Annotated in this window: 15 protein-coding genes; 7 read left to right on the forward strand and 8 right to left on the reverse strand. The window is 63.9% G+C overall.

The features are described 5' to 3' along the window. On the reverse strand, window positions 1-975 hold the full coding sequence (locus NKH29_RS21370; RefSeq protein WP_023716722.1) for a sugar-binding transcriptional regulator: 975 nt from the start codon (window positions 973-975) through the stop codon (window positions 1-3). 227 nt (window positions 976-1,202) lie between these two features. Here NKH29_RS21370 and NKH29_RS21375 point away from each other — a divergent pair, with 227 nt between their 5' ends. From NKH29_RS21375 to NKH29_RS21405, 7 genes are all read left to right on the forward strand, one after another. Continuing rightward, window positions 1,203-2,246 carry a LacI family DNA-binding transcriptional regulator gene (locus NKH29_RS21375; RefSeq protein WP_023716721.1) on the forward strand — a complete coding sequence of 348 codons (1,044 nt, stop codon included), beginning with the start codon at window positions 1,203-1,205 and terminating at the stop codon, window positions 2,244-2,246. 38 nt (window positions 2,247-2,284) lie between these two features. Continuing rightward, on the forward strand, window positions 2,285-3,553 hold the full coding sequence (locus tag NKH29_RS21380; protein ID WP_031193325.1) for an ABC transporter substrate-binding protein: 1,269 nt from the start codon (window positions 2,285-2,287) through the stop codon (window positions 3,551-3,553). A 76-nt stretch (window positions 3,554-3,629) separates the two neighbouring features. Beyond that, window positions 3,630-4,475 carry a carbohydrate ABC transporter permease gene (locus tag NKH29_RS21385; RefSeq protein ID WP_023716719.1) on the forward strand — a complete coding sequence of 282 codons (846 nt, stop codon included), beginning with the start codon at window positions 3,630-3,632 and terminating at the stop codon, window positions 4,473-4,475. Then, complete coding sequence (locus NKH29_RS21390; protein ID WP_352493961.1) at window positions 4,472-5,311, forward strand: carbohydrate ABC transporter permease; 840 nt, start codon at window positions 4,472-4,474, stop codon at window positions 5,309-5,311. Before NKH29_RS21385 ends, NKH29_RS21390 begins: the two co-directional genes overlap by 4 nt. 21 nt (window positions 5,312-5,332) lie before the next feature. Next, on the forward strand, window positions 5,333-6,373 hold the full coding sequence (locus tag NKH29_RS21395; protein ID WP_352482714.1) for an ABC transporter ATP-binding protein: 1,041 nt from the start codon (window positions 5,333-5,335) through the stop codon (window positions 6,371-6,373). Between the two features lie 37 nt (window positions 6,374-6,410). Further along, a complete protein-coding gene (locus NKH29_RS21400; protein ID WP_023716716.1) occupies window positions 6,411-7,691 on the forward strand; it encodes an amylo-alpha-1,6-glucosidase in 1,281 nt (426 codons plus the stop codon). Between the two features lie 83 nt (window positions 7,692-7,774). Then, window positions 7,775-9,190 (forward strand): FAD-binding oxidoreductase, encoded by a 1,416-nt coding sequence (locus tag NKH29_RS21405; protein WP_352791006.1) that lies wholly within the window; start codon window positions 7,775-7,777, stop codon window positions 9,188-9,190. A 35-nt stretch (window positions 9,191-9,225) separates the two neighbouring features. Here NKH29_RS21405 and NKH29_RS21410 read toward each other — a convergent pair whose 3' ends face one another. From NKH29_RS21410 to NKH29_RS21440, 7 genes are all read right to left on the reverse strand, one after another. Continuing rightward, the gene (locus NKH29_RS21410; RefSeq protein WP_352791018.1) at window positions 9,226-10,155 is read right to left on the reverse strand and encodes a pseudouridine-5'-phosphate glycosidase; all 930 of its coding nucleotides are present in this window, start codon (window positions 10,153-10,155) and stop codon (window positions 9,226-9,228) included. 10 nt (window positions 10,156-10,165) lie between these two features. Next, window positions 10,166-11,275, reverse strand: coding sequence for a carbohydrate kinase (locus NKH29_RS21415; RefSeq protein ID WP_352515636.1), 1,110 nt, complete (start codon window positions 11,273-11,275; stop codon window positions 10,166-10,168). A gap of 83 nt (window positions 11,276-11,358) precedes the next feature. Beyond that, window positions 11,359-12,876 (reverse strand): zinc-binding dehydrogenase, encoded by a 1,518-nt coding sequence (locus tag NKH29_RS21420; RefSeq protein ID WP_352791008.1) that lies wholly within the window; start codon window positions 12,874-12,876, stop codon window positions 11,359-11,361. Between the two features lie 10 nt (window positions 12,877-12,886). Further along, the gene (locus NKH29_RS21425; protein ID WP_352639001.1) at window positions 12,887-13,324 is read right to left on the reverse strand and encodes an SRPBCC family protein; all 438 of its coding nucleotides are present in this window, start codon (window positions 13,322-13,324) and stop codon (window positions 12,887-12,889) included. Window positions 13,325-13,405: 81 nt separating this feature from the next. Then, the gene (locus tag NKH29_RS21430; RefSeq protein WP_352493957.1) at window positions 13,406-15,592 is read right to left on the reverse strand and encodes a flotillin family protein; all 2,187 of its coding nucleotides are present in this window, start codon (window positions 15,590-15,592) and stop codon (window positions 13,406-13,408) included. A gap of 79 nt (window positions 15,593-15,671) precedes the next feature. Continuing rightward, complete coding sequence (locus NKH29_RS21435) at window positions 15,672-17,927, reverse strand: ABC transporter permease (protein WP_353000535.1); 2,256 nt, start codon at window positions 17,925-17,927, stop codon at window positions 15,672-15,674. Next, window positions 17,920-18,705 (reverse strand): ABC transporter ATP-binding protein, encoded by a 786-nt coding sequence (locus tag NKH29_RS21440; RefSeq protein WP_023716708.1) that lies wholly within the window; start codon window positions 18,703-18,705, stop codon window positions 17,920-17,922. The genes NKH29_RS21435 and NKH29_RS21440 overlap by 8 nt, the downstream gene beginning before the upstream one ends. Window positions 18,706-18,729: the final 24 nt, after the last annotated feature.

Genomic DNA, 18,729 nt, shown 5'->3' on the forward strand with positions numbered 1-18,729 from the left:
CTACCCGACCGGCGTCTGTTCCACGAGCGATCGCGCCGTCCGCTCGTCGGTTATCAGGCCTTTGAGATAGCGGCCCTCCAGCACTGACTTGATGGCGCGAACCTTCACCTTGCCGCCGGCGACGGCGACAATCCTGCGGTTGCTGATGTCTTCGCGCGCCAGTGCCAGCGCCCGGTCGGAAAGCGTCGTCGCGACGGCCTTTCCGGCATCGTCGAAGAAATGGCCGAGCAGTTCGCCGACGCCGCCGTTGCGGCGGATCTCCTCCATCTCGCCCTTTTCGATCATGCCGGTGGCGACAAGCGAGGCCTCACGCTCGGCGGTGCCAATGCCGGCAATGAGCAAGTCGGCGGTCTTGGCGAGGTCGAAGACATCGCTGACGCCCTTCTGCCCGAGCAGCACCGTTCGATCCTCGACCGTGTTGGCGAACATCGGCACCGGCATCACATAGGCCTCCGCGCCGGTCCGTTCGGCGACGCGGTGGATGACGTCATGCGGATTGGCGGAGAACTTGCGCGTCAGGCCGCCAAGCAGCGAAACGAAACGGATCCTGCCGGCCGATATGCGCGGCAGATATTCGACGCAGGCGGCAAGCGTGCGGCCGTGGCCGACGCCTATCAGCGCCTCCTCGCCGCGTTCGATCTCGCGCTTGAGAAACTGCGCGCCGGCAATGCCGAGCGCCTTGAGCGGCAGGTCTTCGGCATCGAAGTCCGGGACCACCTCGCAATAGTCGAGGCCGTAACGGCCGGATAACTCGTCCTCGAGTTCCACGCATTCTGAGACTTCGCCATCGATATAGACTTTGACCAGGCCCTCCTGATTGGCCTTGGTGATGAGGCGGTGCGCCTTGAGGCTGGTCAGGCCGAGCCGCTTGGCGACTTCCGACTGGGTCAGGCCGCCGGCATAGTGAAGCCAGGCAGCGCGGGCTGCCATCCCGGTCTCATCGTCGCGCAGCAGGCCGTTGCCAAAACCAACCATTTCCGCCCTTTGATATTTTTATCAGTTGCTGTAAAATTTTTCACAAGGCGCCGTCCGAGTCAAGCAACCGCTGCGTTTAAATCTCCGTCCGGAAGCTTGCCGGCCCGGGGCCGAACAGGGCCGCGCGAACCAACGGGCAAGAAGCAACACCGATCGCGCGCATTTAAAACGTTTGCAATTTCGCTTGGACTGATTACAAACGTTTCAAACTTCGTTCGAGAGGAACGATGCCGGGCCGCGTTACCACCCTCAAGGAACTAGCCGCACAGCTCGGCCTGTCGATCACCACCGTTTCGCGCGCCCTTGCCGGCCACGAGCAGATCGCATTGAAAACGCGCCAACGTGTCACCGAGGCCGCGCGCCAGGCCGGCTATGTGCCGAACACGGCAGCCCGCACGCTAGTCTCCGGCCGCAGCGGTTTTGTCGGCATGGTGCTGCCGATCCGTGGCCCCAATCTGGTCGATTCCTTCCTCGGCGAATTCGTCACCGGGCTCGGCGAAGGGTTGGTTTCGCACGGCTCCGACCTGATCCTGGCCGCAGCGGCGCAGGGCCAGTCGGAACTTTCCGTGCTTCGCCATGTTGTCGAATCCGGACGCGCCGATGGGGTCGTCGTCACCCGCATCGCCGAGGTCGACGAGCGGCTTGCCTACCTGCGTCAACGCAATTTTCCGTTCGTCGCGCATGGCCGGCTGCTCGACGGTGACTTTGCCTATCATTGGCTCGATACCGATGGCGCGCACGCATTCGGCGAGGCCTTCGACATGCTCTACGATCTCGGACACCGCCATTTCGGCCTGGTGACGATTTCCGAGCCGATGACGTTTCGCCATCTCAGGCAGGATGGGCTCGCTGCCGCGATCGCCCGCCGAGGCGATCCGTCGGTCAGGCTCGATGTGGCGACGGCACCGCGGTTCGATCGCGGTGCCCGCATCCAGGCAATCAACCGGCTGCTGCACGCCACCGAGCGGCCGACGGCCATTGTCGCGCTGTTCGACGAGCTGGCGCTGACGGTGATGGAAGAGGCTGCCCGAGCCGGCCTTGCCATTCCTCGCGACCTTTCGGTGATCGGCTTCGACAACATAGCCGCCTCAGCCTATGCGCCGCCGGGGCTAACCACTTTCGACGCCTCGATCCGCCAGTGCGCGCGCGAGATCGGCGAGATGCTGCTGACCGTCATCGGCAACAGGCCGGACGCGCCACTGACGCGGCTGGTCCGGCCGACACTTGTCTCGCGGGCAAGCCATGGCCCGGCACCCACAAGACAGAACTGACGCCCGCTTCGCGGCGCAACCCAGGGAGGAAGATGACGATGAATGCTTTGCGGATATTGGCCGGCGCCGTGCTGGCGCTGTCGCTCGCTGCCGGTGCAGCGCAAGCCCAGCAGGTGTTGTTCTGGTCGACACAGGCGCGACCTGTGGAAGAGACGCAAAAAATGCGCGGCGAGGTGCTGAAGGGGTTTGATGGCCAGGTCGACTATCAGGTCGCCGAGGACGGGCCTTGGCTCACCCGCCTTCAGGCCGAACTGCAGGCCGGCTCCGGCACCATAGGCGTGCTCGGCGGCCTGCACGGAGACTTCTCCACCGTCGGCGCGGACCTTGTCGATCTCTCTGGCGTCGATCTCGGTGGCGTCAAGGTCAACGAGACCTACAAGAAGCTCGGCATGCTCGGCACCGGCGAGCAGAAGTACCTGCCATGGATGCAGGCCACCTTTCTGATGGCGGCCAGCAAGCAGGCGCTGCAATATCTGCCGGCCGGCACCGATCTCAACACCATCACTTATGACCAACTGATCGAGTGGGCGAAAAACATCGCTGAAAAGACCGGTTCGCCCAAATTCGGTTTTCCGGCCGGCCCGAAAGGGCTGAAGCACCGTTTCTTCGAGGGTTTTCTCCTTCCATCGTATACCGGCTCGATGGTGACCAAGTTCCGCTCGGCGGAGGCCGAGACGGCGTGGAACAAGTTCAAGGAATTGTGGCAATACACCAACCCGAATTCGACCAACTATGCCTTCATGCAGGAGCCGCTGTTGACCGGCGAAGTCTGGGTGGCATTCGATCACGTGGCGCGCCTCGCCGACGCCTTCAACCAGAAACCCGATGACTTCGTCGCCTTCCCGGCGCCGGCCGGCCCGGCAGGCCGCGGCTACATGCCGGTGGTCGCCGGCGTCGCTATCCCGAAGACCTCGCCCGACATGGACAAGGCCAAGGCACTGGTCGCCTATATGCTGAAACCGGAAACCCAGATCGCGACGCTCAAGGCGACAAACTTCTTCCCCATCGTCGACGTCAAGCTGCCCGACGACATGCCGGCCTCGGTGAAGGCCTTCAGCCCAGTGATCGCCACCATGACCGGAGCCCCGGATGCGCTGCCGGCGCTGCTGCCGATGGGACTTGGCGGCCTCGGCGGCAAGTTCAATCAGATCTACACCGACAGCTTCGAGCGCATCGTGCTCGGCGGCGAGGATGTGCACGGCGTGCTCGACGAACAGGCGACGGCGCTGAAGGCGATCATCGACCAGGCGAAAGCGCCGTGCTGGGCGCCCGACAAACCATCGCAAGGCGCCTGTCCCGTCGATTAAGAATCCTCCCCGGGCGTCCGGATTTCCAGCGCGCCGGGCGCCCACCCCTTTTGAAGCTTCGAATAGAGAGAGCTCCATGCACGGCAAGGCCCTGCCCTATCTGCTGCTGACGCCGGCGACGCTGTTCCTTTGCGTCTTCTTCCTCTATCCGTTTGCGCTGGTCGCCTTCGAGGCGTTCACCCGCGACGGCGGCTTTACGCTCGACAATTTCCGCACCATGACCAGCAGCTGGAAATTTCCGGTCACGGTTCGCAACACGCTGCTTCTCAGCGCCGTCGTCGTGCCCATCCAGCTGGTCATGGCGCTGCTGATGGCAACGATGGTGTCGCGACTTGCGGCCGGGCGCAGCGCCGCGCTTTATATCTTCGCTATTCCGCTCGGCATCTCCGATCTCGCCGCTGGGCTGATCTGGCTCGCCATCTTCGACCAGTCCGGCTTCCTCAACACCTTGCTCTCCAATCTCGGCGTCATCGACAGGCCGGTCATGTTCCTCGGCTACCAGAGCAAGCTGACGATCTTCATCGCCGTGGCGCTGGCCGAGATCTGGCGTGCGACCGCCATCATGATGGTCATTCTGGTCGCCGGCATGGGGCTCATCCCCCGGGAATATTACGAGGCGGCGGAGGTTTTTGGCGCTAGTCCGTGGAAGCGCTTCATCAAGATCACGCTGCCTCTGCTGCGCCCCAGCCTGCAGACGGCGATCATCCTGCGCGTCATCCTTGCCTTTGAGGTCTTTGCGGTGGTTGCAGCACTCGGCGGCACCAATCTGCCGGTGCTGATGGGCGAGACCTACAATTGGCAGTTCACGCTGCAGGACCGCAATGTCGCCGCCGCCATGGCGCTGTTCATCCTCGCCATATCGATCGGTTTCACGCTGTTCTTCCTGCGGGTGCTGCGTGTGCCGAAGGAGGCGCGGATATGAGCACGGTGGAGCTGTCGATCGCCGCGCCTGAGGCCCGCAAAGCCGGCAACTGGTTGCTGGTCGCCACCGTCATCCTGCTTTGCATCTGGGTGCTGCTGCCGATCTATCTGTTGATCGTCAACGCGCTGTCGTCGCCGGAAGAGGTGACCGCCTTTCCCAAGCGCTTCTTCCCGTCATTCGATTTCGGCAGCCTTTCTTTCTTCATCAATTTCGCCGGCGTCGCCAGGGCGCTGTGGAACTCCGTTCTCGTCGCCACGCTGACGATGCTCCTCTCGATCGGCTTCGGCGCACCCGCGGGCTACGCGCTGTCGCGCTTCGAATTCCCGGGCAAGGAAACGTTCCGTTTCCTCGTGCTGATGACCCGCGCCTTCCCACTGCCGCTGCTGGCGCTACCGCTGGCGGTGATGTTCATCCGCACCGGCCTCGACGACACCGCGATCGGGCTGGCGCTGGTCCACACCACGCTGGCGCTGCCATTCGCGGTGCTGATCACGTTCTCGCTCTTCTCCGGCATTCCAGTCGAGCTGGAGGAAGCGGCCTGGACGCTCGGCTGCACGAGATTGCAGGCATTCCGAAAAATCATTCTACCGCTGGCGCTGCCGGGCATCGCGGCGTCGGCGGTATTTGCCTTCACCATCTCCTGGAACGAAGTGTTTGCCGCCGCCGTGCTCACCATCGAGAACCGGACGCTGACCGCCTTCCTGCTGCAGAGCCTCGGCGAATCGCCGCTCTACCTCAAATTCGCCGGTGGCGCGGCACTGGTCATCCCGGCGCTGATCTTCATCTTCGCCGTTCGCAAATATCTGTTCGCCATGTGGGGGATCGCCAACCGATGACGCGCACAAAAGAGAACGCCGATGGCTGAGATCGCCATCAAGCAGGTCGCAAAACGTTTCGGTGGCTTCACCGCGCTGCATTCGATCGACCTGACCATCGCCGACCAGGAATTCATGGTGCTGCTTGGCGCCTCGGGTTGCGGCAAGACCACGCTGCTGAGGATGGTCGCCGGGCTGGAAACGCCAAGCCAGGGCGAGGTCTGGATCGGCGGCCGTCGCGTCGACCATCTGCCGCCGCGCGAACGCGGCATCGCCATGGTGTTCCAGAATTACGCCGTGTTTCCGCACCTGACCGTGTTCGAGAACATCGCCTTCGGCCTGCGCATGAAGAAGCTGCCGCAGCAGGAGGTCGAGGGGCGCGTCAACCGCACCGCGGAGCTCATGCACATCGAGCAGCTTTTGAAGCGCTATTCGGGCCAGCTTTCCGGCGGCCAGCGCCAGCGCGTGGCAGTCGCTCGGGCACTTGCGATGGAGCCGGACGTGATCCTGATGGACGAGCCGCTGTCGAACCTCGATGCGCTGCTGCGGCTCGAAATGCGCGCCGAGCTCAAGGGCGTGCTCGCCGCGTCCAAGACCACCACCATCTATGTCACTCACGATCAGGTCGAGGCGATGAGCCTCGCCGACCGCATCGCCGTCATGCATCAGGGCCATATCGTCCAGGCCGCCTCGCCGGTAGAGGTCTATCGCAATCCGGCCGCACGCTTCGTCGGCTCCTTCATCGGCAACCCGCCGATGAATTTCATCCTGGCGACGAAGGCGGCAGACGGCAGCTGGACCGTCGCCGGGCTGACGCTGCCCGGCCCCAAATCGGACAAGCAGACGATAGAATTCGCCATTCGCCCCGAGGATGTCGACACCGGCACCGAAGGGCTGCACGCCACCGTGCGCGTTGTCGAGCCGCTCGGACCGCACACGCTGGTCACCTGCGATGTCGAGGGCGGCCTGTTCCGCGCCATCCTCGAATCGAATGCCACGGTCGCCGTCGGCGATCACCTGCGGCTCTTGCCCAAACCCGACCGCATCCGCTGGTTCGACCCCGAAACCACCAACGCGCTTTGATCCAAACGCCCTTCGATCCTGAAAGTACGACCGCCCCATGATATCTCTTGCTGTCGACGAAACCATCGCCCGCGCCGTAGAGGTGCTCAGGGAAAACGACCAAGGCACCTACACCATACCGACCAAGGGCCTCTACCCGTTCCAGTGGAACTGGGATTCCTGCCTGACCGCGCTCGGTCTTGCCCACTACGATGAGGCTCGAGCCTGGACCGAGATCGACACGCTGTTCGCCCACCAGTGGCCGGACGGCATGGTACCGCACATCGTCTTCCATGTCTGGAGCGACGGCTATTTCCCGGGACCGGAGGTCTGGCGGACGGACCGCCCGACCGCCACCTCGGGCATCACCCAGCCGGCGGTCGCCGGCTTTGCCGTGCGCCGCTTGTTTGACCAGGCCAAGGACAAGACGCTGGCGGCCGAGCGTGCCCGGGTGTTGCTGCCGAAAATCGATGCCTGGCACCGCTGGTTCTACGAAAACCGCGACCCGAACGGCGAAGGGCTGGTCGCCATAATCCACCCATGGGAGTCCGGTCGCGACAACTCGATCGACTGGGACGAGGCGTTTGAGCACGTGCCGACCGAAGGCGTCGAGCCCTACACCCGCCGCGACATCCTGCACGCCGATCCGGCGCATCGTCCAACCAAGGCACAGTATGACCGCTATATCTGGCTGCTGCAGCATTTCCGCGGGCTTGGCTGGGATAATGCCAGGCTGCACGATGCCTCGCCGTTCCAGGTCGTCGATCCCGGCTTCAATGCCATTCTGATCCGTTCCGCCGCCGATCTTGCCGATCTCGCCGAGGCACTTGGCGAAACCGAAATCGCAAAAGCCAACCGCGCCCGTGCCGAAAACGGGCTTTCGACGATGGAACGGCTGTGGAGCGACACACATAGCCAGTACATTTGTTTCGACCGAGTGGCCGGAAAGCACGTTGACAGCGCGTCGGTCGGCGGCATTCTGCCGGTGTTTTCGGCTATTCCGGAAAGCCGGGCAGCGGCCATCGCCGCAACGATCGAGCGCATCGCCGGCAAAGCGCGTTACATCGTCCCCTCGCACGATCCTGGCGATGCGCGCTTCGACGCCAAGCGCTACTGGCGCGGCCCGGTCTGGCTGGTGGTCAACTACATGATCGCTAATGGCCTTGCCGCCGCCGGCCACAGCCAAATCGCACAACGGATCACCCAGTCCAGTCTCGACCTGATCGCCGAGAGCGGCTTTGCCGAATATTACGATCCCCTCAGCGGCGAGCCGCTCGGCGGTAACCGTTTCACCTGGACCGCGGCAATGGTGATCGAGTTTTTGAAGGGTCGAGGCTGAAGGCCGGCCACGACTGGCAGTCCCGCGTGGGTTTGACAAACAGCAGTCCGTGTCTATCGTCCTGCCTGTTACAGGAGCGGCGCATGACGACACCATCCGTGAGCGCTCTGTCCCCACTGACCGGCGAACTCCTGTCGCGGCTGAAGAAGCGGCTGGACCGGTCGGCGATCGTTTCGGCCGATGAGGCCGGGCCGCGTTACAGGGAAGACCCCGACGGCAAAGCCGGCGTATCGCCGGAGTTCGTGCTGCGTCCACGTACGGCCGGCGAGGTGTCGGACATACTTCGCCTGTGCAACGAGGCCGGACAGAGGCTTGTCATCCAGGGTGGCCGGACCGGGCTCGCCGGCGGCGCTCGCGTCCAACCCGGCGAAGCGGTGCTGTCGCTGGAGTGTATGACTTCCGTTGAAGCCCTCGACCGTGAAGCGGCAACCATCATCGCCGAGGCCGGCGCGCCGCTGCAAACGGTGCAGGAAGCCGCCGATGCGGCCGGCTTACTGTTCGGCGTCGACATCGGAGCGCGCGGCGCGGCGACCGTCGGCGGTAATGTCGCCACCAATGCCGGCGGCATCCGCGTGCTGCGCTACGGCATGTACCGGGCGCAGGTGCTTGGCCTGGAAGCGGTGCTTGCCGACGGCGGCATCCTGACCTCGCTCAAGGGTTTGGCGAAGGACAATTCCGGCTATGACCTCAGCCAATTGTTCATCGGCAGTGAGGGCACGCTCGGCGTGGTCACCCGCGCATGCCTGCGGCTGCACCCGAAGCCGGCCACCGAGATCAACGCCTTCTGCGCGCTTGCTTCGCTCGACGCTGCAATCGCGCTGCTGGCGCTGCTCAGGCAGAAACTCGGGCCCTCGCTCTCGGCCTATGAGGTGAATTTCGCCCCGCTCTATGGCGCCATGATCGCCGGCATGGACGCGCCGGCGCCGCTGCCCGCGGGCTCGCCCGTCTATGTGCTTGCCGAGATACAGGGCAGCGAGCCCGACCGCGACGGCGAACGCTTTGCCGCGACGCTGATGCAGGCGGTCGAGGAGGGCGTGATCGACGACGTGGTCGTCTCGCAATCGCCGCGCGAATTCCGGGCGCTCTGGGCGGTGCGGGAGGAGGCCAACCGTTTCCTGTTTTCGATGGCAGGCCTGATTGGCGTCGATATCAGCATCCCACTGGCGAGAATGGCGACTTTCCTGGACGAAACAGAAGCAGCCATCAAGGCCGTCGACCCCGGCGCCGACATCTACGTCTTCGGCCATCTCGGCGATGGCAATCTGCATTACCAGATCCGCACGGTGGATCCGGCAGCCGCATACGGCACCGTCTACCGCGGTGTGGCCGCCGCCGGCGGCGGCGTTTCGGCCGAACATGGCATTGGCCTTGACAAGAAGGAGTGGCTGCATCTGGTGCGCAGCGATGCAGAGATTGCGGCCATGCGGCGCCTGAAAGCAGCCTTCGACCCGAACAACATCCTCAATGCCGGGCGCATCTTCGACCTTGCGACGGGCTGAAATCGAAGGCCGGTAGCGCTGGCCGGGTGCTGCCTCTATCTGGTCACGCCCTTCAATTTCGCATGCACCACCGCGATGCGGGCGGCGAGCGCGGCGTTGTTGCGGACCAGCGCGATGTTGGCCTTCAGGCTGCGGCCTTGCGAAAGCTCGTTGATGCGGGCGAGCAGAAACGGCGTCAGTTCCTTGCGCCCGATGCCGCGCTGCTCCGCTTCGGCTACCGCCGCTGCGATCGTGCCGTCGATGAATGCCGGATCGAGCGCGTCCGCTTCGGGGATAGGGTTGGCGACGAGAATGCCGGTGCCGGATTCCATCTCGTCATGCAGCAGCATGGCTCGCGCGATCTCGTCGGGGGTATCGAGGCGATGATCGGCCTTGAGCCCGCTGGAGCGGGTGTAGAAAGCCGGAAAATCATCACTCCCATAGGCGATCACCGGCACACGCTGGGTTTCCAGATATTCCAGCGTCTTCGCAATATCGAGGATCGACTTGACTCCGGCGCAGACGACAGTCGTGCCGGTTTGGCCGAGTTCGGCCAGGTCGGCCGAGATGTCGAAAGTCGCTTCGGCGCCGCGATGCACGCCGCCGACGCCGCCGGTCGCAAAAATGCCGATGCCGGCGAGTGCCGCGATCCGCATCGTCGCCGAGACGGTGGTTCCGGCCGAGCCGCCGTGCACCATGATGGCGGCGAGATCGCGCCCGGAAGCCTTGACCACGCCCTTTGCCGCTGCCAACTCTTCCAGTTCACGGTCGTCGAGGCCAACCTTGATCTTGCCGGCGACCACTGCGATCGTGGCGGGCACGGCGCCGTTCTCGCGTACCACGGTTTCGACGTCGCGGGCCGTCTCCAGATTGGCCGGATAGGGCATGCCGTGGGTGATGATCGTCGATTCCAGTGCCACCACCGCGCGGCCTTCATCAAGCGCGGTAGCGACTTCATCGTTCAGGTGGACAAGGGAAGGTTTCATCATCTCGCTTTCAGGCAGGAATGCGGTACATGCCGGCGGCAAGGAAGCGCGGCGATAGATCGGGGTGGACGCTGGATTCGCTCTCCGTGGTCAGCGTGGCGAGCAGTGCGCCGGTGCGGACGGCATGAGCTACCGGATCATCCGAAAGCACCTTGTACAAAGTGCCAGCGATCATCGCGTCACCGGCGCCGGTGATGTCGACGGCCTGCGCCGGGACGGAGCGCATCGTCGTAACACCGCTCTCGGTCGCAACGGCAAATCCATGCGCGCCTGCGGTTACGATCACCGTGCTGGCGCCGGCCGCGCGCAGCGCTGCTGCTGCTTCCTTCGGCGTTAGCCGCTTGTCGGCATCCGTCATGCCGAGCATCGTATTGGCCTCGTCATGGTTGGTGAACAGAAGGTCGATGCCGGTCAGGTCCTTAGGCAGGCGCGCTGATTTCGGCGACGAGACTGTGTCGACGGCGAGCTTGAAGCGCGCGCCCTGCTTGCGCGAGATCAGTGCTGCGATGGTCGAAGCCGGCAGATTGCAGTCGATGAACACCCATGTCGCCGAAGCCAGATGCGGCCAGAAGCGGTCGAGATAGGACGACGAAAACAGATCGAAGATCTCCATGTCGGCAATGCCGAGCACCAGATCATTGTTGCGGTCGAGGATGGCGGCATATTCCGCCGTCGGCCGTTCCGTGGTGGTGATGACCTGGCTGACATCGGCGCCAAGATCGCGCAGGTGCCGCACCAGCGAGCGGCCGGTTTCATCGTCGCCGACGATCGAGACGAAGCTTATGTCGACGCCGAGGCGGGCAAGGTTTTCGGCGACGTTGCGGGCGACCCCTCCGAAGCTGCGATAACCGTCGACCGGGTTCGACGTCTCGAAAATCAGATCCTTCTTGGCGTGGTATTTGCGGTCGAGCACCGCGCCGCCGACGCAGACCATGCGCTTGGACGTCGGCAAGACGTAACCACGGCCGAGAATATAGCCCTTGTTGACGAGTTGCACGATGTGGGCCGCGACCGTCGAGCGGGCGATGCCGAGCGCCGTTGCTATGTCCTGCTGGCCGGCGAATGGGTTCGCCGCAATGAGGTCGAGAACCGCTTGTTCCTGTGCTCCAAGGTCGTCCATTGTCCCACCCGGCCGTCAAATTCGAGGCTGAACGCTTCGCAACAACAGATGACATTGTCAACATCTGTTTCGACGAGTGTCGGCTATGGCACCAGCACCAATGCGCCTATTGTCCGCCTGGCCTCAAGGTCGCGGTGAGCATCGCCGGCGTCGGATAGGTTATAGCGCTTGGGCGGTTCGATCCTGACGACGCGCTGTCGCAGCGCGGCAAAGAAACGCTCGACGTGCGGGGCTAGTTTTTCCGGCGTGTCGGTGTAATGCGCATAGTTGGGACGCGATACGGTGATCGACTTCGATGCAAAGCGGCCGATGTCCCAATTGCCGATCGGCCCTGACGCCTGACCGAAACTGACGAGGTGACCGCGAATGCGGAGCGCCGCCAGCGAGCCGCCGAACGTATCCTGGCCGACCGCATCGTAGACCACATCGGCGCCGACGCCTCCCGTCAGCCGCATGACGGCCTCAGTGAAATTCTCACGCGAGTAGACGATGACATGATGGGCACCGAGGCGTTCGACGATGCGCGCCTTGTCGTCGCTCGATACCGTTGCAATGACCGTTGCGCCGAGATGGCGTGCCCATTGCACCAGAAGCTGGCCGATGCCGCCGGCGCCGGCATGGACGAGAACGACGGAGCCCGGCTGCACCGCATGGATATCATGCAGCAAAAAACTCGCACTGATGCCCTTGAGCAGCCCCGCGGCCGCAATCTCGTCGGGAATATCGTCGGACAGGCGAACCAGCAGATCGGGCACCATGTTGCGCCGCTCGGTATAAGCGCCGACCGGCGGGCAGGCATAGGCGATGCGGTCGCCGACCGAGAAACCGGCAATCTCCGAACCGACCGCTTCGACGACGCCGGCCGCCTCCATGCCAGGCACGCCCGGTGGTTGCAAAAGGTCGAAATAGCCGGTGCGGCAATAGACGTCGATGAAGTTGACGCCGATCACAGTATGGCGGATCCGCACCTCGTTCGGCGCCGGCGGCGGCAAGCCGATCTCCTTCAGTTGCAGCACCTCCGGACCGCCATAGCGCTCGACCACAATAGCCCTGGTTGTTGCTGACTGGCCGAACGATGTTGTTGCGGAAGAGACCGGCGAAGGGATCAGCGGCGGGGCTGACGGAGGTGCCGGCGTTGGCGCTCTTGCCTGGGCAGGCTGAACCCTTCCTCGCAAAAGGCTGCGAATAGCCGCGAAGCCGGCCTGATAGATGCCTTCGGAGACGAGCTTGACCAGTTCCTCGCGGCGGTGCGTAGGTGGATGGAATTCGGAACGCCATTCCCAGAAGGTCGCGTTGCCGTCGGTCACCGGCTTCAGCTGGATCGATGCGACATAACCCATCAGCGGCAGCGGCGCTTCGAGCAGGCAATAGGCGAGCCGAAAGTCCTTGTCGGACAGCGCCAGCAGCTGTTCGCGCAACTCGCCGCCATCGGCCAGGCGGAAATGACGAACCGAACCGACCGCGTCGACCGGGTCGCCACCTTCGATTTCGCTGAACGAGATCGCCGGGTGCCAGCGTTCATGGCCGTTGAAATCGCGCAGAATCGACCAGACATCATCGATAGGCGCATCGATGATGGTGCTCTGGCGGACTTGAACCATCGCGGGAATGTCAGCGCCCGAAGCGCTGCTTGAGTGCGCTCAACGCCGCCTGGAAGACGCCGGTGCCGATCTGATGCATAAGTGCTGCTTCGCGCTCAGGCGCACAGTCGAACTCCGCCTGCCATTCGGCCAGAGTGAGATTGCCGTCGGTGATCGGCGTCAGCGACAGTGTGGCGATATAATTCTCCACCGCCATCGGGCTTTCCAGGATAGCGTAACTGCAGGACAGATCGTAGTCGGACAGTGCCAGCAATCTTTCGCGAATCCGCCCGCCATCCCTGAGCACAAAGTTGCGGATGCAGCCGATCTGGTCGGCCGGTGCGTTCTGTTCGACGCGGCTCTCCGCAACGAATGGCGCCCAGGCGGGAAGGCCGTTGAAGTTGCGCACGATCTTCCAGACTTCCGCAGCCGGCGCAGGGATGACCGAGGACACATAGACCTTGGTCATGCCCCACCGCCGGTATCCAACGAGCGGCCGGTGCCGAGGCATCGCCACTCATTCGCACAGCACACCGCCCACCGGACCTGGTCAGCGGTCGCGGTCGTCATCGTCGTCCTTGCTGACCTTGCCTTTGCCTTTCTTGTCGCGGGTCAGGCTCGATATGTCCTTGGCATCGCGCAGTACGTCGGTCATGCGGCCGAGCGAGCCGCCCTCAATGCCGATCTCCTTCATCAGATTATCGATCATCGGCGCCTGGACCCGGTAGCGCAGCGCCGAATCGATCACCTCGTCGGTGACGTTGCGGTTGCCGCCCTGCCCGCCATTGATGCCGTCGACGTGCAGGATCTTGATGCCGTCGATTTTCTCCATCGGCTTGACGCTTTCGCGGATGATGCCTTCCATGTGGTCGAGCAACTTGCCGCGCAGGCGACCGGCACGAGCCTCGTTGGAGAGCAGATTGTCGGCCTCGTTGAGCTGACGATGGCCGGCGGCATCAACCTCGTAGCGCTGGGCCGCGGCAAGGGCGTGGATCTTCTCCGCCTCGGCCGCGGCAACAGCGGCGATCTTCTGCGCTTCGGCCAGGCTCTTGGCCGCCTTCATCTCGGCATCTGCGGCCGCGGTTATGCGCAAGGCCTCGCGCTCGGCCTCACGAGCCGCACCGATCAAGTCGGTCAGCTTGCGGCGCTCGGCGATCTCGCGCTCGCGCGCTGTGAAGGCCTGCTCCTCAGCCTGGATGGCCTTGGCGCGCACCGCCTCGGATGCCGCGATAGCGGAGGAACGCTCCTGCGTCTTTTTGGCGATGTCGATGGCCTTCTGGATTTCGGCGATCTCGATCTTCTGGTCGCGCTCGACGCCGAGCTGGCGGATGTCGCGGTCCTTGATCAGCCGCGCCTCCTCGATGCCGCGCTCGGTGGTGATGCGGGCGCGCTCGACCTCTTCGCCGGCCGATATTTCGGCTTCCTCGAAAGCCTGGCGCTTGGCGACTTGCAGCGCCTCGAGGTGACGCTCGCGTGCAATCCTGACCTCGTCGATGGCACGCTCCTGCCCGATCCGCGCTGTTTCGGTCGCCTGGTTCTCGACAATTTCGGCGCGGCGCTTTTCTGCCTCGGCCCTGGTAACCTCCAATGCCTTTTCCGCCAGCGCGATCTGGCGTTCGAGCTCGGCGATTTCGAGGGCTTTCCTGCGCTCGATCTCGAGCTCGCTCTGCGTGCCTTCGCGTTCGATCCTGGCCTTTTCCAGGGCGAGCTCTAGCGCGATCTGCTCGCGCTCGGTCAGTTCGCGCATTTTCATTTCCGTCTCATCGAGGGCACGGCGGCGCGCAATCTCGCGGCGCTGCGTGTCTTCCTCGCTCTTGATGCGCTCCTCGGTAATGTTGCGCTCTTGGTTGAGGCGCGATTTCTCGACGGCCTCGCGCGCCGACAGTTGCGCCTGCTCGGCCTCCTGGTCGCGGATCGCCCGCTCCCTGGCGAGTTCGGAGCGCTGCGAGGCGCGACGTATCTCGACCTCGCGCTCCTGCTCGAGGCGGGCGTATTCGGTGTCGCGGTCGATCTCCAACACCTTGCGCTGGGTGTCGAGGTTCTGGTTGCGGATGTCGACCAGCGTGCGCTGCTCGATCTCGTTGCGCATCCTGCGGCGCGTCTCGATCGATTCCGTCAGTTGGGTGAGGCCTTCGGCGTCGAAGGCATTGGACGGATCGAAATATTCGAGGCTGGTCTGGTCGAGGTCGACGATGGCGACGCTTTCCAGCTCCAGCCCGTTGGCGGCGAGCGATTCCGAGGCAAGCTGCCGGACCCTGGCCGCATAGTCGCCGCGCAGCTCGTGCATCTCTTCCAGCGTCATCTGGGCGGCAACGGTGCGCATGGCACCGGCGAACTTGCCCTCCAGCAATTCGCGCAGGCTGTCGGGCTGCAGCGTGCGGCGCCCGAGCGTCTGGGCTGCGGCGGCGACCAGATCGCGGCCGGCGCCGACACGGACGAAGAACTCTGCGACCAGATCAACGCGCATGCGGTTCTTGGTGATCAGCGCAAAGGCATCCTCGCGGCGCACTTCGATGCGCAGGACGTTCATGTTGACCGGCGTGATCTCGTGCAGCACCGGAATGACGAAAGCGCCGCCGTTCACCACCACCTTCTCGCCCATGAAGCCGGTGCGCACGAATGCCGTCTCCTTGGTCGACCGGCGATAAAGCCATCGCAGTATGTAGACGGCGATCACCACGACGATCGCGGCAATGATTAGCCACAAAAGGAAAGCGCCCAAGGTCTGCGCGGCCATCTTTTCTACCCTCCCAAATAGAATGCGGTCAGCCACAGGCTACCGGCACCGATTTTACAATTGCGCGTGCTCGAAGCCATTATGCTCGCCTCTGCAGTTTCGGCGTGATCGCGCGGAACGCATTGACCGCCGCATCGACGAAGAGCGCGTCATTGATGTTCGCACCCACACGCTCGAGATGGCGCTGCGGCGTCTGGCGAACGGTCTTCTCGATCGCCTCGAACAGGGCGTGGTCGGCCTCCGGATCGTGAAACGGCTGGCCTGGTGCATCGAGCGTCGAGACACCGCCCTCCGGCAACAGGAACCGCACCGGGCCATTCATGGCATTGAGCCGCGCACCGATCCATTCGCCAAAGGCGCGGTTCTCGTCGCGGGTTGTCCGCATCAGCGTGACGTTCGGATTATGGATGACGAATTTGCGGCTTCGAAATTTCTCCGGCACGCTGTCGCGCGGGCCGAAATTGACCATGTCAAGCGCGCCGGTCGAGCCGACATAGGGCAAGCCGGTGCGGATTGCGGCGCCAAAGCGGTCTTCAGTCGCCGGAAAAACACCGCCGACGATCATGTCGGCCACTTCCGTCGTGGTCAGGTCGAGGAAGGCCGAGAGCAGCCGCGAATCGCCGAGCTTCTCCATTGCCCGCCCGCCGATGCCGGTGGCGTGGAAAACGAGACAGTCGTAGTCGGCCTCGAGCAGTCTGGTCACCGCCTGCACTGCTGGCGTTGTTACGCCGAACATGGTGATGCCGACTGCGGGGCGCGCCAGCTTGCGCCTGGCCTCCCAGGCTTCGGCATTGGGCAGCTGCGCGACCATGCCCGCCATCGCATGCGCGGCGTTCGACAGCACCTGTTCGGTGATCGAATTCAACCCCTGAACGTCGGCGACCGAATGGAACATCATGATATCGGCACCGCCGACATATTTGGCGACGTCGCCGGCTGCCACGGTCGACACCATCAGTTTAGGGATGCCGACGGGCAGCACGCGCATGCCTGCTGTTGCCAGCGTGGTGCCGCCGGAGCCGCCGGCCGAGATGACGCCGCCAGTGCGCGGCTCGCGCTCGATCCAGCGCGCGAAGGCTTCCGCCATAGCGCTCACCGAGCCGCCGCGATCATTGGTGAAAACGGCCGCCGATCCCCGCATATGCATTCCGGCTACCTGCATGGCAGGAACGTCGGCGCTCGACGGTTTTCCGGAGGTGGAGAGGTCGACGGTGCGAACCGGAATGCCGAGGGACTTCAGCCGGTCGGCGACGAACCGCAATTCCTTGCCCTTGGTATCGAAAGTGCCGGCGACGAGCACTGTTCTTCCAATGCGTTCGGCGAAAGGAATTGCAAAGACCTTCTTCAAATCGTCCTGTGGCGCGGCCCTCTCGATAGCCGCTTGCCGCATGGCCGTGACCGGCACGTTCCAGCGGTTGGGCAGTTCGGTGACCGGAAGGTAGGTTCCAGTCTGGGTCATCGGTTCGGAACCGGTAGCCGTCCGGTCGATGCGGTAGACTTCAGCCAACTGGTCCTTCGCCTGTGCCGCGGCTGCCGGCGTGACGGACGTCTCGTCGGCATGGCGTCCGACACCAAGCAGCCGTTGCTGCAATTCCCGGTCTGCCGCGAGCGCTGCCGCGTCCATCAGCCGATTGATGCGGCCGTTGACCATGATGGCGACCTGGTTGGAAACCGCGGTCGCCACGCCGATATTCTGCTCGATGACGAGGATCGCCATCTCACCTTCCTCGGCCAAGGTGACCAGCATCCGCTCAACCTGGTCGACAATGATCGGCGCAAGGCCTTCGGTCGGCTCGTCCATGACCAGCAGCTTCGGGTCGCTGAGCAGGGCACGCGAGATCGCCAGCATCTGCTGTTCGCCGCCGGAGAGCTGCGAGCCGCCATTGGTGCGGCGCTCGGCGAGGCGCGGAAATGTCTGGTAGATGCGTTCGACGGTCCAACTCGCATCGCGCCGATTGCCGGCAGCGAGACGGAGATGCTCATCAACGCTCAGGCTTGGCCAGACGCGCCGCCCTTGCGGCACATAACCGACGCCGAGGCGATGGATCTCGTGCGGTTCGAGCGCAGTGATCTCGCGGCCGTCGACGCGGATCGAGCCGGAGCGCGCGCGCTTCAGGCCGACGATGGTGTTGCAGAGCGTCGACTTGCCCATGCCGTTGCGGCCGACCACCGACAGCACGCCGCTTTCCAGCGCCAGCGAGACGCCCTGAAGGGCATGGCTTTCGCCGTAATAGACCTGCAGATCCTCTATTTTGAGGATCGCCTTGCCTATTTTGCCGGAAGAGGCTGGGCCAGAAGGGAGCGTTCGGCCGAGGGGAACGGGGCGCTCAGCCATGCTTGCCCCCGAGATAGATCTCCTGGACCTCCGGGTCGGCCTCGATCTCTTGCGGCGTGCCTTCCTTGAACAGACGGCCGTTGTGCATCATCGACACATATTCCGAAACGCGCAGCGCGACATCCAGATCGTGCTCGATGATAATATAGCCGATATGTTTGGGCAGCGCATTGAGGATCGCCACCAAGTCGCGGCGCTCGGTCGGCGACAGGCCGGCCGCCGGCTCGTCGAACAGGATGAAGCGTGGCGCGCCGGCCAGCGCCAGCGCGATCTCCAACTGCCGCTGCTGGCCATGGCTGAGTGTCGCCACCAGCAGGTCGCGATAGGCCTCGAGATGCACGGCATTGAGGATCGATTCCGCCTGCACCATGTTGACGTCGGTGGCCTTTGGGCGGAGCAGCGAGAACCGTCGGCGTGAGACGCCGCGGCAAGCGAGAAAGATCGAGTCGAGAACCGACAAGCCTTTGAACAGCTGCGAGATCTGGTAGGTCCGCCGCAAGCCCCGCCGGATGCGTTCATGCGGCGGCAAGTCGGTGATGTCCTCACCGAAGAAGCGGATGCGGCCAGCCGTCGGCAGGAAATCGCCGGTCACTGCATTGAACAGCGTGGTCTTGCCGGCGCCGTTAGAGCCGAGAACCGCGCGCCGCTCGCCAGCCGCGATCCTCATATCAATGCCGGAGAGCGCCACCAAAGCGCCGAAATGCCGCGCAACGCCATCGAGTTCCAGCGCAAAGGCGCCGGAGCCTTGGAGACGGTTCGCGGCAAGAGTTTCGGTCACGGGCGGATATACTCGCAAGCCACG

The organism is Mesorhizobium sp. M1295 (assembly GCF_040318135.1).
Classification (GTDB): Bacteria; Pseudomonadota; Alphaproteobacteria; order Rhizobiales; family Rhizobiaceae; genus Mesorhizobium.